The following is a 13,794-nucleotide window of genomic DNA, read 5'->3' as shown; positions in this document are numbered from 1 at the left end:
CCTCAGTGCCCCTCAGTGCGCCCCAGGGCGCCGGCGCAGCCGCGTCTCCTCCTGGTCGAGCAGCGCCTGCGCCTCGGCCAGGATCCGCGAGGGATACGTGCCGAGCGACCGCAGTTCGAGCATCTTCTCCCGCTCCGCCGCCACGATCGCCAGCCGCAGCTCGCGGAACAGCCGGTGCGGCGTCTCATCCGGAGTCTCCCGGCGGCCCGCGCGCTCCCAGGCCGCCTCCGTGCGCAGGAACGTGGTCTGCCTGGCCCGCTCCACCACGTCGGGGTCGACCACGTCGGTGCGGTTCGCCACCTCGTCGTCGAGCGCCTCGAGCCCGGCCCCGCTGATGGTCTCCAGCAGCTGGGCGAGGTCGCGCCGGTCCTCCTTGGCGTCGATGCCCTGAACGCCGAGAACCCGGATGAGCCACGGCAGCGTTCCCCCCTGCAGCACGATGCTGGTCACCGCCACCGTGAACGCGATCAGGATGAGCTGCGGCCGGTACGGGGTCTCCTCCGGAAGGGATTGGGCGGCCGCCAGCGTCACCACGCCGCGCATGCCCGACCAGCCGAGCACGATGCCGCCGCGCCAGTCGATGCGCTCCTGCCGCTGCGTCTCGAGGTCGCTGCGCCGCCGCCCGAAGTCGCGCTCGAGCCGGTTGCGGATGCGCGCCTGGTGCTTCGTGTCGACCGGATGGGTCCGGTAGTAGTAGAGCGCCAGCAGGGCGCGGTAGGTCGATCTCTCCGCCCTCCGCTCGCGCAGCCGCAACCCGAACACCAGCGGCCCCACCCAGAGGTACCGGATGAGGATGAGCGCGAGGGTCGCCAGCAACCCGATGCCGAACGAGTCCGCCACGCCCAGCACGGTGGGGTCGACGTCTTCGATCAGCGTGCGGATCTCGAGCCCGATCAAGAGGAACACGCCGTTCTCGAGCAGGAACTGGATGGTGCGCCAGTTGATGCGGTCGCTGATGCGCGACTGCGGCGAGAACTTCGTGGGCGCCGCGTGCCCCGTGTACAGCCCAGCCACCACCACCGCCAGGATCCCCGATGCGCCCAGCTGCTCCGCCGGCATGAACGCCACGAACGGCACGGCCAGCGACAGCGCGGTGTCCAGCACCGGGTCGGTGAGTTTCGAGCGCACGAACACCGTCACGGCACCGGCCGCGATGCCCACCACCACGGCCACGCTCGCGGCGAAGAAGAAGTCGGCCACGCCCGCCCAGGGCGAGGCGAGCGCTCCGGCGGCGGCGGCCACCGCGGAGCGCAGCAGCACGAGGGCGGTCGCGTCGTTCACGAGCCCCTCGCCCTCCAGCAGCGTGAGCAGTCGTGGGGGCAGGCCGAGGCGACGGCCGATGGAGGTGGCGGCCACCGCATCCGGAGGGCTGATGATGGCCCCGAGCGCCACCGCCGCCGCGAAGTCGAGGTCGGGCAGCAGCGCGTACAGCAGGAAACCGGTGGCGAAGGCCGTGACGATCACCAGCACCACCGACAGGCTCGCGATCGGCGCCAGGTTGCGGCGGAAGTCGACGACCGGCACGCTCACCGCGGCCGCGTAGAGGATGGGCGGCAGCAGGCCGTCGAGCACGATCTCGTGCGGCACCTCGACCTCGGGCACCCCGGGCAGGTACGACAGCCCGAGGCCCACCACCACGAGGATGATGGGTGCCGCTATCCCCAGGCGCTTCGAGAACGCCGCGACGGCCACGATGACGGCCACGGCGACGATTCCGTAGAGGCCCAGTTCCATTGTCCCGACCCTATCCGGGTCGAACCGCATCGGCCCGGGGTTGCGGAACGCCGCCCGGCGACCCCTACCGCGCGGCCGGGATGTCGCTGAGCTCGACGTACACCGGCAGCCCGCGCTCCCGCGCGATGGCCACGTCGGTGTCGGCGCCGACCGAGTCGCCCGGCAGCCGGAGCACCGCGTCGCAGTGCTGCAGCAGGCGGCTGGCGACCTCGTACATCACGTCGCCCTCGCCGCCGCCCTCGACGCCGTGTGCCGCGGCGCCGCCGTTCGCGTCCAGCCCCCGCAGCACCGGAAGCGCGACCCACTCGCCGATCATCGGAATGTGGCCGAGACGGTGGATCGGCGCGGCGGCCTGCTCGAGGCGTTCCAGGTTGCGGGCGATGGCGTCGGGGTCGCCGCCCGTTCCGGAGCGGTAGGGGCCGGCGATGAGGATGACGAGTGGCTTCTGCATGCCGCAGACACTATCGTTAAACACGTACAAACCTGCAACATCGTGAAGGAGTACGGATGCTCGCGAGCCAGCGCAAGACCCACCTGCTCGAGCTGCTGGCCCGCGACGGCCGCATCGTGGCCAAGAGCGCGGCCGCCGAGCTCGAGGTGTCGGAGGACTCGATCCGCCGCGACCTGCGCGAGCTCGCCGACGCCGGAGCGTGCATACGCGTGTACGGCGGGGCGCTGCCCGTCCCCCCGGCCGATCGCCCGGTGGCCGAACGGCTGAATCTCGCCACGGCCAGCAAGGAGCGGGTGGCCCGGGCCGCCGCGGAGCGCATCCGCCCCGGCTCGACCGTCGTCATCGACGGCGGCACCACCGCTCTGCTGCTGGCCGGGCTGTTGCCGGCGGGCGCCGGCCTCACGGTCATCACGCCGAGCCCGGCGGTCGCCCTGCGGGTGGCCGAGACGACGGATGCGCGGGTGATCCTGCTGGGCGGAGAGCTCACCCGGCATTCCCTCGTGGCCGGCGGTCCGCTCGCCATCGAGGCGGCGGCCCGGCTCTCGGCCGACGCGTTCTTCCTGGGGGTGACGGGCGTGCATCCGGAGCACGGCCTCACCACGGGCGACCTCGACGACGCCGTGACGAAGCGGGTGCTCGCCGGCCGCAGCGCCGACGTGTACGTGCTCGCGAGCGAGGAGAAGATCGGTGCGGTGTCGCGCTATCCGGTGCTCGCCCTCGACGCCGTCGCCGAACTCATCACCGACCCCCACGACACCAACCCCCTGCTCCCCGCCCTCACCGCCCGCACCCGCCCCTGACCTCGGGTTCGCGCACGCGGCGCCTCGCGCACGCGCATCCACCACCGGGGCGAGGAGGGGGTCGGCGACCGGCAGACGTGCGCGAACCGGTCGGCACACTCAGCTATCACCTATGAGACGTCTTTAGAGTTGCTGGGAGCACCGGATGCGCCGAGGCGTCTCCTGGTCAGCTGCGCCGGCCGAACCCTGGCCCGCAGAACGAAAGCGAAACCCGAAACCCCGAATGTCGTCGACCTCCCCTTCATCCCCGTCCGTCGCTCTGCCCAGCCGGCGCGCACTGCGGGAGCAGGAACGCGCCGTGCAGGCTCGCACCGTGCAAGAACGCGCCGTGCAGGCCCGCGTCGCTCGAGCACCCGACGAGCCCGCCCGCTCCGCGCCGGTGTCGGCTCGCCGCCCCCGGCCACCGCGGCTGCGCGCCGCCGCTGCCCTGTCGTTCGCCGCGCTGCTGGCCGCCGCCACGTCGCTGGCCGCCGCCGAGCCCGCGACCTCGTTCGGCGCCGCGCCGGTCACCGCCGAGGCGCCCGACGCGCAGCAGCTGCTCACCGCCTCCGGCGACACCCCCGCCGTCTGGCGCGACGGCTACGACGCCACCACCCCCGAGGCCCTCTCGGCGGCCCGCACCGCCGAGCGCGTCGCCACCGCGACTGCCAAGGCGGCTGCCGTGGGCTTCCGCACCGCCTCCACCTTCACGAACAACCCCGACAGCGCCGTGCAGTGGCCGTTCCCGGTCGGCGTGCCGATCAGCGACGGATTCGGGCCGCGCTCCTCGCCCGGCGGCATCGGCAGCACGAACCACAAGGGCGTCGACTTCACCCCCGGGCAGGGCAAGCCCATCAACGCGGTCGCGGCCGGCGTGGTGCGCCTGGTGCAGTCCTCCGACGCGGGCGGCCTCGGGGTGTACGTGGTGATCGACCACGTCATCGACGGCCAGAACGTGAGCAGCTGGTACGGTCACATGCTCAGCGGGTCACCGCTCGTCACCGAGGGCCAGGCCGTGCTGCCCGGCCAGGCGATCGGCTCGGTGGGCAACACGGGCACGTCCACGGGCGCGCACCTGCACCTCGAGATCCACCTGGACGACACCCCCGTCGACCCCTTCGCCTGGCTCACCGCCCACAACTGACCGACCCGGACAGCCCCGGCCCAGCCCGGCCAGCCACCCCAGCCCTGCCATCCACCCCGGCCCTGACATCCACCCCAGACCCGCATCCACCCCAGCCCGGCCGACCTCTCCGACCCGCCGCGGGCCGCACCGAGTGGTGCACGAGCCCCGCGCGGGCCACACTGGAGGTTGGCCACCGATCGAGACGAGCTCTCCATGACCGAATCCGCCGACGCCCGCGTCGCCGTGTACATCGACTTCGACAACATCATCATCTCCCGCTACGACCAGGTTCACGGTCGCAGCCAGTTCATGCGCGACAAGGCGCGCGGCTTCGGCTCGGTGGGTTCGCAGCCGGATGCCGAGACCGCCGAGAAACTGCGCGAGGCCACGGTCGACATCGGCGCCGTGATCGACTTCGCCTCCTCGTTCGGCACCCTCGTGCTCACGCGGGCGTACGCCGACTGGTCGGCGCCCGTGAACGCCGACTACCGCGGCCAGCTCGTGGGGCGCGCGGTCGACCTGGTGCAGCTGTTCCCGGCGGCGGCGTACGCGAAGAACGGTGCCGACATCCGCCTCGCCGTCGACGCCATCGAGGACATGTTCCGACTGCCCGACCTCACCCACGTGGTGATCGTCGCGGGCGACTCCGACTACATCGCGCTGGCGCAGCGCTGCAAGCGACTCGGCCGCTACGTGGTGGGCATCGGCGTGGCCGGCTCCACCAGCCGCTCGCTCGCCGCGGCCTGCGACGAGTTCGCCACCTACGACGCGCTGCCGGGCGTGAAGTCGCCCTCGCAGGCCGCACGGGCCGCCTCGGATGCCGCCCGGGCGGCAGCGGGCACCGCCAAGGAGGCGGCGCGCGACGACAAGACGCCAGACGGCACGACCACCGACGACAAGACGGCCGGCTCCGCCGAGGGCACCCAGGCGGCGCCCTCGTCGCGCAGCCGCCGCTCGAAGAAGCCGGCGACGGATGCCGCGGCCGCCGCCGCAGCCCAGGGTGCCGAGGAGACGGCCGACCCCGCGTCGGCCGCATCCGGAACCACCGCCGGCTCGACCGGCTCGACCGACGACAGCTCGGCCGCCGTCGCCGCCGACGTGGCCGCCGCCGAGCGCCTGCTGCAGGATGCGCTCGAGCAGGTCTCGCCGCCGGCCGCGAAGAAGCGGGGCCCGCGCCGCGCGAAGTTCCCGGCCGACGTGATCGAGGAGGAGCCGGAGCCCGAGCCCGAGCCCGAAGACCCCCAGGCGCTCGCCTCGAGCCTGCTCGAGCGCGCCCTGCGCCTCGGCCACGAGAAGGACGACGCCGAGTGGCTGCACAGCTCACAGGTGAAGACGCAGATGAAGCGCATGGACCCGTCGTTCAGCGAGAAGGCCCTCGGGTTCCGTTCGTTCTCGGACTTCATCAAGTCGCGCGAGTCGATCGCCGACATCGACGAGTCGTCGACGGCCCGCCTCGTGCGCCTCTCGCCGGAGCTGGCCGCCCAGAACTGACGCTCCTTCCGCGGAGACGGGAAAGGCCCCGGACCATCGGTCCGGGGCCTTTCGCGTTCGAGCGGAGATCAGGCCTCGCTCATGACCGCTTTCTCCGCCTGGCCGCGAGCGGCGAGGGCGGCGGCGCGAGCGGCGATGCGACGGGTCTGCTCGGCCTGGCCGGCGTCGAGGACCTCCTGGTCCACCTCGACGCTGTCGACGTGGTTCACCCCGTTGTACTTCTCGATGTAGGCGTCGAGCTCGGGGCCCGACTCCCACGACGTGATGAGGCAGTACCGGGGCTCGGCACCGGGGTGCGAAGCCGCGTGCCACAGGCGCTGGGTGTCGACGATGAGCTGAGCGCCGGCGGGCAGTGCGATGCGCACCTCACCCTCGGGGTCGGTGCGGTTGTGACGCAGCACGAAGTAGCTGTCTTTGTCGTCGGTGAGGTTGAAGAAGCCGCGCACCACCCAGCCGGTGCCATCCGGGTTCAGACGGTTGTTGTCGTCCTGGTGCAGGTTGTAGAGCGCGTCGGCGTAGCTGTTGGGCTGCAGCTCGATCACGCGGCAGCGGCCCACGTTCGCGCCCGGCTCCTTCGCGCGCTCGGTGAGCGTGGGGGCGATGGCGGTCTGGGAATCGATCCAGACACCGTCTTTGTCGGTGCGCGGCGGCTTGTGGTTCCAGAAGCCGTTGCACTCGATCTCACCCTTGGCGCTGGCGAGCGGAGAGAAGCGGGTGTCACCCGACGACTTCCAGTCGACATACTCGATGTCGAGCCACTCCTTGGGGTCGATCTCTTTGTTGTAGCGGTCGAGAACCACGTAGCCGGTCTCTTCGAGAGCGGCGGACTTGATGTAACCCATGACGCGAATCATGTCCTTTCGTAAAGGGCCAGCACGTTTTAACAGGCCCGAACTTAGGCAACCCTACATCGGGCCCCCTGACAAGAGTCCGAGGCCTCCGGCGGGCCTGTCGCGTGCACAGATGTGCAATTCGCCCCGATCGGCCGGAGCGCCGCTCGGCGGGAGATTATGGTTAGCGACCAGTCACTACTCGAAGGACAGCAATGAAGCTCAACCTATTCCGGCGCAACGCGATCTGGCTGGCGGTGGCCCTCGCGCTCTGCTTCGTCTCCGCGATCGGCGCCTCCCTGGTGCAGACGGACAGCGGCCACGTGGCCGTGAAGGACATGAGGTGGGAGACCTCCTCGGGCGAGATGCTCAGCGCCCTGCTCTACAAGCCCGACACCGCCACCGCCGACGACAAGGCCCCCGCCGTCGTGGTCACCCACGGCTGGTGGAACAACCGCGAGATGCAGGACGCGAACTTCGTCGAGCTCGCCCGCCGCGGCTACGTCGTGGTGGCGGTGGACATGTACGGGCACGGCAACTCCGAGCCGCTCGCCAACGCCGACATCCCGGTCAACGGCACCGGCCTCTACGACGCCGTGAAGCTCGTGGCCGATCTGCCCTACGTCGACACCGACCGCATCGGCATCACCGGTCACTCCAATGGCGCCCGCGCCGCGAACTACAGCGTGGTGGCCGACAATGCGGCTCCCACTCCCCTGATCAAGTCGGTGCTGCTGGTCGACAACGAGGCGTTCTACGCCGACGCCGACGGCGCGTACACGAACATCTACGGCTCCCGCGACGTGGGCCTCGTGGCCGACCAGTACGACGAGTTCTTCTTCCGCAGCTACGACGCGAACGGCGTGGCCCTCACGGCTCCGCGCGACTTCGTCGGCACGCCCAACGCCCAGTCGTTCCTGAACTTCGGGGCCGATCCCGCCGCCGGCGACACCGAGCAGCGCGAGGCCGGCGAGTTCTACACCCAGTCGGTCGACGGTCAGGACGCGCAGCGCATCCTCTACACGCCCGCGCAGACCCACCCGTGGGGGCCGTTCTCGAAGGGCACCACCTCCGACGTGATCGACTACTTCGACACCACGCTGGGAGCTCCGAACCCGATCGACCCGGGCGCCCAGGTGTGGCAGTGGAAGGAGTTCTTCACCACCCTCGGCCTGATCGGCTTCGGCATCTTCCTGGTGGCGTTCGCCAAGGCGCTGCTCGCCACCCGCGCGTTCGCCGGGCTCCGCCGCACCGAGATCGAGCCCGCCCGACCGCAGACCCGCCGCGGCCTGGTGTGGTTCTGGAGCTCGATGGTGGTCTCCGCCCTCATCTCAGGAGCCACCTACGTCGCCCTCTCGCAGAACGACACGATCGGCACGCTGGCCTTCAACTCCGTGCCCTCGCTGTTCCCGCAGGGAGCGGTGTTCTTCATCGCCCTGTGGGCCGCCATCAACGGCGGCGCGGCGCTCATCATCATGACGGTGTCGTACTTCGCCTTCGGCCGGAAGGCCGGCGTCGACCTGAGGGCGGGCGGCATGCTGCCCGGCTGGAAGAAGTTCTTCCAGGGCATCCTGCTCGGGCTCGTCGTGGTGGTGGCCGCGTTCGGCATCGTGGCCGTGGTGGACTACTTCTTCACCACCGACTTCCGCATCTGGGTGATCGCGGTGAAGTGGTTCACGCCCGACAAGATCCCGCTGGCTCTGCTGGTGCTGCCGTTCTTCCTGGTGTACTTCTTCGCCAACTCGGTGGCCATCAACGTGTTCAACCGCTTCACCCTCGGTGGCAGGGAGTGGGTGAACACCGCGGTGCTCGCGCTGTTCAACTCGCTCGCACCGATCGTGCTGGTGGTGGTGCAGTACACGGTGTTCTTCACCAGCGGCGAGCTCGTGCCCGGGTTCGGCGGCATCTTCAGCATCTGGCTGTTCCCGGTGATCGTCATCCTCGCGGTGGCGGCCGTGGTCTCGCGCAAGCTCTACCGGGTGACGAACAACCCCTACATCGGCGGGTTCATCATGGCGGCCACCGTGGCCCTGGTGTCGGTGACCAACACGCTCACCGTCACCGGCTAGCGCGACGGGCTCTCGGCATCCGGTTCGTTCTCGAGCAACCGGATGTCGAGGGCCGTCGTCACGACCAATCGGGTCCCGCGGGCGAACATCTCGTTCACCTCGTCGGCAGTGGCCCCGGTGAGCTCCCGGCTGAGCTCTAGGCTGCTGCGGAGACGGCGAGAGACGACCTCCCTGATCTCGGGCTGACCGGGATGCGAGGCCGAGGCCGCCCAGGCCTGCAGCTGGAAGGCGAGCAGGTCGGCGTCGGCGATGGTGGTGCGGAAGGCGTCGCCGATGTCGTCGAGGCTGCCCGCCCGCCCCTCGGCCTCTGCGGCGGCGAGCCGGGCCCTGGCGTTCGCCTCGATCAGGTCGTAGCAGAGCTCGACGCAGGCCACGAAGAGCCCGGTCTTGCTGCCGAAGAGCTTGAACAGATAGGGCTGCGAGACGCCGAGGGCGTCGGCGACCGCGCTCACCGGGGTGCCGTCGAAACCGCCCCGCGCGAAGTGGCCGAGGGCCTCGCGGGCCGCGTCGGAGCGGCGCGCGCCGGCCGTGCTTCTCATGCTGCGACCGTAACGTACGCATCTGACCGGCGGGGGCGGTGGCGCCTCGTTCCGCTGACGCGAGCCGCGCGCGGCCCCGCTCCGGCGTCAGCAGCGTCGGCTAGACTCGGCGGCTGCGCGCCCTGGCACCTCGGGCGCCACGGGCGCCCCGGGGAGAGCGAGAACATGGTCACTGCCACGAACGTCGAAGCCACCGCCGTGAACACGATCGGCTGGCTCTCCGACCCCGAGACCACCATCGTGGTGCCGGTGTACCAGCGGCAGTACCGGTGGGACATCGGCGGCTGCGAGCAGCTGCTCGGCGACATCCGGGCCGTGGCGGAGTCGGACGACGCGCAGACGCACTTCATCGGATCCATCCTGTCGGCCGCGAACACGGCGACCGCGAACACGGCGACCCAGAACACGGCGACCCAGAACACAGCGACCCAGAACACAGCGACCCAGAACACGGCGACCGACGGCACGAACGGCGACGACGCCGCCCTCGTGCTGATCGACGGCCAGCAGCGCATCACCACCCTGATGCTGCTGATCGCGGCCCTCCACCACACCATCCGCGACGACCACCCCGAGCTGGCCACGGAACTCGAACGCGTGCTGGTGCGCGAGCGGGGTGACGCGGCATCCGGAACCGGCGCCGGCACCGCCGCACCCCGCATGAGCACGCGGCTGCGGCCCCACCGCGCCTGGGCCGAGGTGTTCGAGAGCGTCGTGCTCGACCGGCGGGAGCCCGGCGACCAGCTGCGGGAATCGCGCTTCGACGACAACTACGCGTTCTTCCGCAGCCAGATCCGGGCCGAGGAGGCCCCCCGCATCTGGCGCGGGCTGCAGAAGCTCGAGCACGTGGCCATCACGCTCGGCCCCGACGCGAACGCGCAGCAGATCTTCGAGAGCCTGAACTCCACGGGCGAGCCGCTGCGCGACCACGAGCTCATCCACAACTACGTGCTGATGGGGCTCTCGCACGCCGAGCAGAGCGAGATCGAGGACGAGTACTGGCTGCCCATCGAGCAGAACACGGGTGAGTCGATCGCGAGCTTCTGGCGGCACTACCTGGTGATGACCACGGGCCGCGAGGTGGTGGTGGCCGGGGAGCGCGGCGTGTATGACGCCTTCCGGCAGGAGTTCCCCCGACTCGACCTGGCCACCCTGCGCCGGCACGCGACCGAGTGGCGGGAGTTCTCGGCGGCCTACCGCATCCTGCTCGACCCGTCGCTCGAGACCGACCCGGCCATCGCCCGGCAGCTGGGCTGGGTGAACACCTTCGGCCGCGGCCTGTACCCCCTGGTGATGCGGGCGTACCGCGACCACGCCCTCGGCGAGCTCGGCACGGCGGGGCTGATCGAGCTGCTCGAGAACGTGCAGTCGTTGCTGCTGCGCCGCACCGTGGTGGGGCTCACGAACGACCGCCTCGTGGCGCGGCTGTGCCGGGCCCGGGCCGAGGGCGCCGAAAGCCTCGAGCACGCGTTCTCGCGCATCACGCCGTCGGATGAGCGCGTGAAGGTGGGGCTGAAGTACACCGAGCTGCCACACGCCGCGTACGTGCTCGGCCGGCTGGCGGGAGTCGCCTCGACCGCGGGCTCGGCGTCGCCCGGCCTCGAGATCGAGCACGTCGTACCGCTCGCCCCCTCCGACAGCTGGAGCGGCGACGGCGAGCGCGAGTGGGCCGACTACAGCGACGACGAGCAGAACAGCCACCGCGCCCTGGCGCAGACGCTGGGCAACCTGGCACTGCTGGAGCACGGGCTGGCCGAGCGGGCCTTCGACCAGTCGTTCCCGGCGAAGCGCGGGCTGTACGCGGCGAGCGAGGTGCCGCTCACCTCGGCGCTCGCGTCGCTGGAGGTCTGGGGCACGGCCGCGATCGCCGCACGCACGGTGGAGCTGACCGCGCGCTTCCTCGAGGTGTGGAAGCGGCCGGGCACGGCGCTGATCGACGACGACAACCTCACGCCCATCCTCGACGCCGTGCGCCGCCGGGGCTGGCCGCGCGGCTGGGAGCGCGAGTTCGAGTACGTGGAGTACCGCGGCGAGCACTGGGAGGTGTACGACGTCAAGTACCTGTTCAACCGCATCTTCAAGCGGCTGTGGGCGGATGCGCGGCCGGCCGTGATCTCGTTCAGCGCGCGGCGCGGTGGCCCGATCTACGACGGCCGGGCATGGACGGGTCACTGGGACGAGCTCGACACCGAGAACTTCCTCTACATGGGGTGGGACTCGAAGTACATGCTCACGGCCGTGCAGGGCGTGCTCGACGAGGCGGGGATCGCCTCGGAGGTGTTCGTGAAGTACTCCTACGTCGGCGCGGTGATGTAGGCGGGTGCAGACCTGATGCTCGGCGTTCGCCGGGCCGTTTAGGGGCTGCTGCAAATGTTCGGCCGACAGGGTGGAAACCGTACCGCCCGTCCTCACCCGAACCGGAAGGCCCCCGTGAGCAACCTGCAGCGCATCCTGAATCTGGCATCGAAGGCCCTCGACAAGAAGGGGTCGACGTCGACGGGCGCGGCCGGTGCCGGCGCCGGGAAATCGGGTTCTCCCGACTGGCGCGACCTCGTGCGCACGGCGGCCGACAAGGTGACCGGCGGGTCGGGAGCGGGTAGCCCGGGTTCGGTGACGCCGCACAGCACCGGGGCGACATCCGCTCGCCCCGCGCCGGCCCCGGCCCCGGCTTCTGCCCCGGCCCCGGCCCCGGCGCACGGCAGCGCACTGAGCGCCGACGACCGCGCCGCCATCGCCCGCTACGACTACCTGCTGAAGACCGCCGACCCGGCGCAGCTCGAACAGGTGCACCGCGACGCCTTCGGGCGCCTCACCCCGGCGCAGCGCGCCGAGGTCGAGTCGCGGCTGCGCGCCGAACTGCCGCCCTATGAGCAACCGGCCTCGGCGTCGGCCGACGACCTGGCGCGGGCGGCCACCCGTGGCGAGGCGCACAAGCCGGGCCTCCTGCGGGGACTGTTCGCCAAGGCGACCCCGGGCGCCGGTGCGGGACGCGGTTCGGGCGCCGGAGCCCTCGGCGCAGCCGGCCTCGGCGTGGGCGCCGGTGCCGTCGCGGGAGCCGGGCTCGGCGTGGCCGGCGGACTCCTCGCCGCCGTCGCCGGCGGTGCGGTCGTGAGCAGCGTGGCCGCTCCCCTGCTCGAGCAGGCCACGAACCTCGGTGTCGACTTCGAGGCCCTGAGCGGCGGCCTGGGCGAGTTCGCCACCGGCGCCGACGACCTCGCGGCGGGGGCGACGGATGCCGTGACCGGCGTGGGCGAACAGGCCACGGGCTTGGGTGAGCAGCTCACCGACTTCGGCTCGAACTTCGAGATCCCCGGCCTCGGCGGCCTCGGCAACCTCTTCGACCGCTGAGTCCCCGCCGAGCCGGCTGCGCCCCGCGACCCGGGCGACGCGAACCGTAAAGAACCCTGGCAGGTCGGCGAGACCGCTGTCGCCTGTTGTTGGCTGGAGTGATGCGAAACCTCAGCCGGTCCATCCGTCTCGTCACGGCCACCGCTGCACTGGGGGGTGCGGCCGTGCTCGCCGGGTGCACGGGCGGGCAGTCGGATGCGGGGGCCTCGCCGACAGCGAGCACGCAGAGCACCCCGAGCACCCCGAGCGCCGTGTCGACGGCGACCCCCACCCCGTCGCCCACCTCGAGGGCCCTCTCGGCCACCGACCCCAGCGCTCCCTACGACCCCGCCGACGCGACGCGGTGGACCGACGGCATCGCCTCCGACGTCACCACGCAGTTCGGCCTCGAGAACACCCCGGAGGGCATCACCGCCCACCTCGACGCCGAGACCACCCAGAGCCATCGGGTCACGGCCCTGAGCCTGGCCCCGGGCGACTACTCGTTCCACCTGGCGTGCCGCGGCGGCGGTGAGCTCGTCCTGGCCATCACGACCGGGGGCGTGGCGTCGCCGGTCATCTCCGGGCCGTGCACAGGCTCTCTCACCTCGGGCGACTTCACCGCCGCCGAGGGCGGCACCGAGTTCCTGTTCACCGCGTCGGGCGACCCCGTCGACGTGGCGCTGTACTACCACCCCGCCTCGTGATCAGCCGCGCCTACCCCCCGAGCGCCTCATCCCCCGGCACCTGCCGGTGCGACCGGAGCGGGTGCGGCACCGCACGGTAGGCGGCGATCGACGTGAGGGCCAGCCACAGCCAGCCCACGATCATCCCGAGCCAGGTGAACAGCACCCCGCCCGACTCGGGCTCGACCGCGCCGCCCGCCGCGAAGCCGATGATCACGACGATGCCGGCCACGAGCGACCACAGCGACCCGCGTGACGTGCGGCGGCGGAACCAGCCGCCCGCCACGATGGCCGCCACCCCCAGCGTGAGCGAGCCGATCGCACCGAAAACCAGGTGCAGCACCCCGGGAACCGTGGGTGTGACCGAGCCGGCGGCATCCGGGATCGCGAACGCGCTCAGCACCAGGCAGCCGCCGTACACGGCCACCAGCACGGCCGCCGTGCGCGGCCAGTCTGGCGTGCGCCAGAGGCCGGAGGCGGCCACGATGGTCATGGCCCCGGAGAGCACCAGGGCGATGCCGAACACCCAGCCCGACCCGCCGACGAGCAGCAGGCCCAGGGAGTCGGCGCCGAGGTCGAAGCCCGGGCGGTTGGCCGCGATCACGAGGCTGAAGGCCACGAAGAACGGGCCCGCCACCACTCCCCAGCCGAGCAGGGAGCGCACCACCGCGGCCTGGCGGTCGAACTCCGGCGGTGCACTGGCCATGAGTGGTCCTCCACGAAACGGTCGAAGCGGGCGGGGCGGCGTCCCGGTACAGCATG

General features: G+C 71.5%; 12 protein-coding genes and 1 pseudogene. 8 read left to right on the top strand and 5 right to left on the bottom strand.

Going from position 1 to position 13,794, the window contains the following annotated elements; genetic code table 11:
• Nucleotides 1-12: 12 nt before the first annotated feature.
• A complete protein-coding gene (locus ACEXOR_RS14105; protein ID WP_374850325.1) occupies nucleotides 13-1,734 on the bottom strand; it encodes a cation:proton antiporter in 1,722 nt (573 codons plus the stop codon).
• A gap of 64 nt (nucleotides 1,735-1,798) precedes the next feature.
• Nucleotides 1,799-2,185 carry a DUF4406 domain-containing protein gene (locus ACEXOR_RS14100; protein ID WP_374850324.1) on the bottom strand — a complete coding sequence of 129 codons (387 nt, stop codon included), beginning with the start codon at nucleotides 2,183-2,185 and terminating at the stop codon, nucleotides 1,799-1,801.
• A gap of 56 nt (nucleotides 2,186-2,241) precedes the next feature.
• On the opposite strand from ACEXOR_RS14100, the gene ACEXOR_RS14095 reads away from it, so the two are divergent.
• From ACEXOR_RS14095 to ACEXOR_RS17290, 4 genes and pseudogenes are all read left to right on the top strand, one after another.
• Nucleotides 2,242-2,985, top strand: a complete 744-nt coding sequence (locus ACEXOR_RS14095) for a DeoR/GlpR family DNA-binding transcription regulator (RefSeq protein ID WP_374850323.1) — start codon at nucleotides 2,242-2,244, stop codon at nucleotides 2,983-2,985.
• Between the two features lie 298 nt (nucleotides 2,986-3,283).
• On the top strand, nucleotides 3,284-4,108 hold the full coding sequence (locus ACEXOR_RS14090; protein ID WP_374850322.1) for a M23 family metallopeptidase: 825 nt from the start codon (nucleotides 3,284-3,286) through the stop codon (nucleotides 4,106-4,108).
• Between the two features lie 195 nt (nucleotides 4,109-4,303).
• A pseudogene (locus ACEXOR_RS17295) lies at nucleotides 4,304-4,873 on the top strand (NYN domain-containing protein); the annotation flags it as partial.
• Nucleotides 4,871-5,581: an OST-HTH/LOTUS domain-containing protein gene (locus tag ACEXOR_RS17290; RefSeq protein ID WP_445451952.1), complete on the top strand. Its 711-nt coding sequence runs from the start codon at nucleotides 4,871-4,873 to the stop codon at nucleotides 5,579-5,581. The pseudogene ACEXOR_RS17295 and the gene ACEXOR_RS17290, both read left to right, overlap by 3 nt.
• A 68-nt stretch (nucleotides 5,582-5,649) precedes the next feature.
• On the opposite strand, the gene ACEXOR_RS14080 is transcribed toward ACEXOR_RS17290, so the two are convergent.
• Nucleotides 5,650-6,423: a hypothetical protein gene (locus ACEXOR_RS14080; protein ID WP_374850320.1), complete on the bottom strand. Its 774-nt coding sequence runs from the start codon at nucleotides 6,421-6,423 to the stop codon at nucleotides 5,650-5,652.
• Nucleotides 6,424-6,626: 203 nt separating this feature from the next.
• Between ACEXOR_RS14080 and ACEXOR_RS14075 the strand changes: the two genes are divergently transcribed.
• Complete coding sequence (locus tag ACEXOR_RS14075) at nucleotides 6,627-8,480, top strand: alpha/beta hydrolase (RefSeq protein WP_374850319.1); 1,854 nt, start codon at nucleotides 6,627-6,629, stop codon at nucleotides 8,478-8,480.
• Here ACEXOR_RS14075 and ACEXOR_RS14070 read toward each other — a convergent pair.
• On the bottom strand, nucleotides 8,477-9,019 hold the full coding sequence (locus tag ACEXOR_RS14070) for a TetR/AcrR family transcriptional regulator (protein ID WP_374850318.1): 543 nt from the start codon (nucleotides 9,017-9,019) through the stop codon (nucleotides 8,477-8,479). The genes ACEXOR_RS14075 and ACEXOR_RS14070 overlap by 4 nt on opposite strands.
• Nucleotides 9,020-9,184: 165 nt before the next feature.
• Here ACEXOR_RS14070 and ACEXOR_RS14065 point away from each other — a divergent pair, with 165 nt between their 5' ends.
• From ACEXOR_RS14065 to ACEXOR_RS14055, 3 genes are all read left to right on the top strand, one after another.
• Nucleotides 9,185-11,335 carry a DUF262 domain-containing protein gene (locus ACEXOR_RS14065; RefSeq protein ID WP_374850317.1) on the top strand — a complete coding sequence of 717 codons (2,151 nt, stop codon included), beginning with the start codon at nucleotides 9,185-9,187 and terminating at the stop codon, nucleotides 11,333-11,335.
• A 114-nt stretch (nucleotides 11,336-11,449) separates the two neighbouring features.
• Nucleotides 11,450-12,367: a cation-transporting ATPase gene (locus tag ACEXOR_RS14060; RefSeq protein ID WP_374850316.1), complete on the top strand. Its 918-nt coding sequence runs from the start codon at nucleotides 11,450-11,452 to the stop codon at nucleotides 12,365-12,367.
• A gap of 101 nt (nucleotides 12,368-12,468) precedes the next feature.
• Nucleotides 12,469-13,053 carry a hypothetical protein gene (locus tag ACEXOR_RS14055; RefSeq protein ID WP_374850315.1) on the top strand — a complete coding sequence of 195 codons (585 nt, stop codon included), beginning with the start codon at nucleotides 12,469-12,471 and terminating at the stop codon, nucleotides 13,051-13,053.
• A gap of 10 nt (nucleotides 13,054-13,063) precedes the next feature.
• Here the strand turns inward: ACEXOR_RS14055 and ACEXOR_RS14050 are convergent, their stop codons facing one another.
• Entirely contained in the window at nucleotides 13,064-13,738 is a 675-nt protein-coding gene (locus ACEXOR_RS14050; RefSeq protein ID WP_374850314.1) for a DUF998 domain-containing protein, read from the bottom strand.
• Nucleotides 13,739-13,794: the final 56 nt, after the last annotated feature.

It is taken from the genome of Herbiconiux liangxiaofengii (assembly GCF_041927335.1).
GTDB classification, from domain to species: Bacteria; Actinomycetota; Actinomycetes; order Actinomycetales; family Microbacteriaceae; genus Herbiconiux; species Herbiconiux liangxiaofengii.
This window is presented reverse-complemented; position numbering and strand designations above follow the sequence as displayed.

Coding starts and splice junctions, on each gene's coding strand:
- ACEXOR_RS14080 (WP_374850320.1), bottom strand. CDS start 6,423: ATGGGTTACATCAAGTCCGCCGCTCTCGAAGAGACCGGCTACGTGGTT.
- ACEXOR_RS14050 (WP_374850314.1), bottom strand. CDS start 13,738: ATGGCCAGTGCACCGCCGGAGTTCGACCGCCAGGCCGCGGTGGTGCGC.
- ACEXOR_RS14105 (WP_374850325.1), bottom strand. CDS start 1,734: ATGGAACTGGGCCTCTACGGAATCGTCGCCGTGGCCGTCATCGTGGCC.
- ACEXOR_RS14055 (WP_374850315.1), top strand. CDS start 12,469: ATGCGAAACCTCAGCCGGTCCATCCGTCTCGTCACGGCCACCGCTGCA.
- ACEXOR_RS14095 (WP_374850323.1), top strand. CDS start 2,242: ATGCTCGCGAGCCAGCGCAAGACCCACCTGCTCGAGCTGCTGGCCCGC.
- ACEXOR_RS14100 (WP_374850324.1), bottom strand. CDS start 2,185: ATGCAGAAGCCACTCGTCATCCTCATCGCCGGCCCCTACCGCTCCGGA.
- ACEXOR_RS14065 (WP_374850317.1), top strand. CDS start 9,185: ATGGTCACTGCCACGAACGTCGAAGCCACCGCCGTGAACACGATCGGC.
- ACEXOR_RS14075 (WP_374850319.1), top strand. CDS start 6,627: ATGAAGCTCAACCTATTCCGGCGCAACGCGATCTGGCTGGCGGTGGCC.
- ACEXOR_RS14070 (WP_374850318.1), bottom strand. CDS start 9,019: ATGAGAAGCACGGCCGGCGCGCGCCGCTCCGACGCGGCCCGCGAGGCC.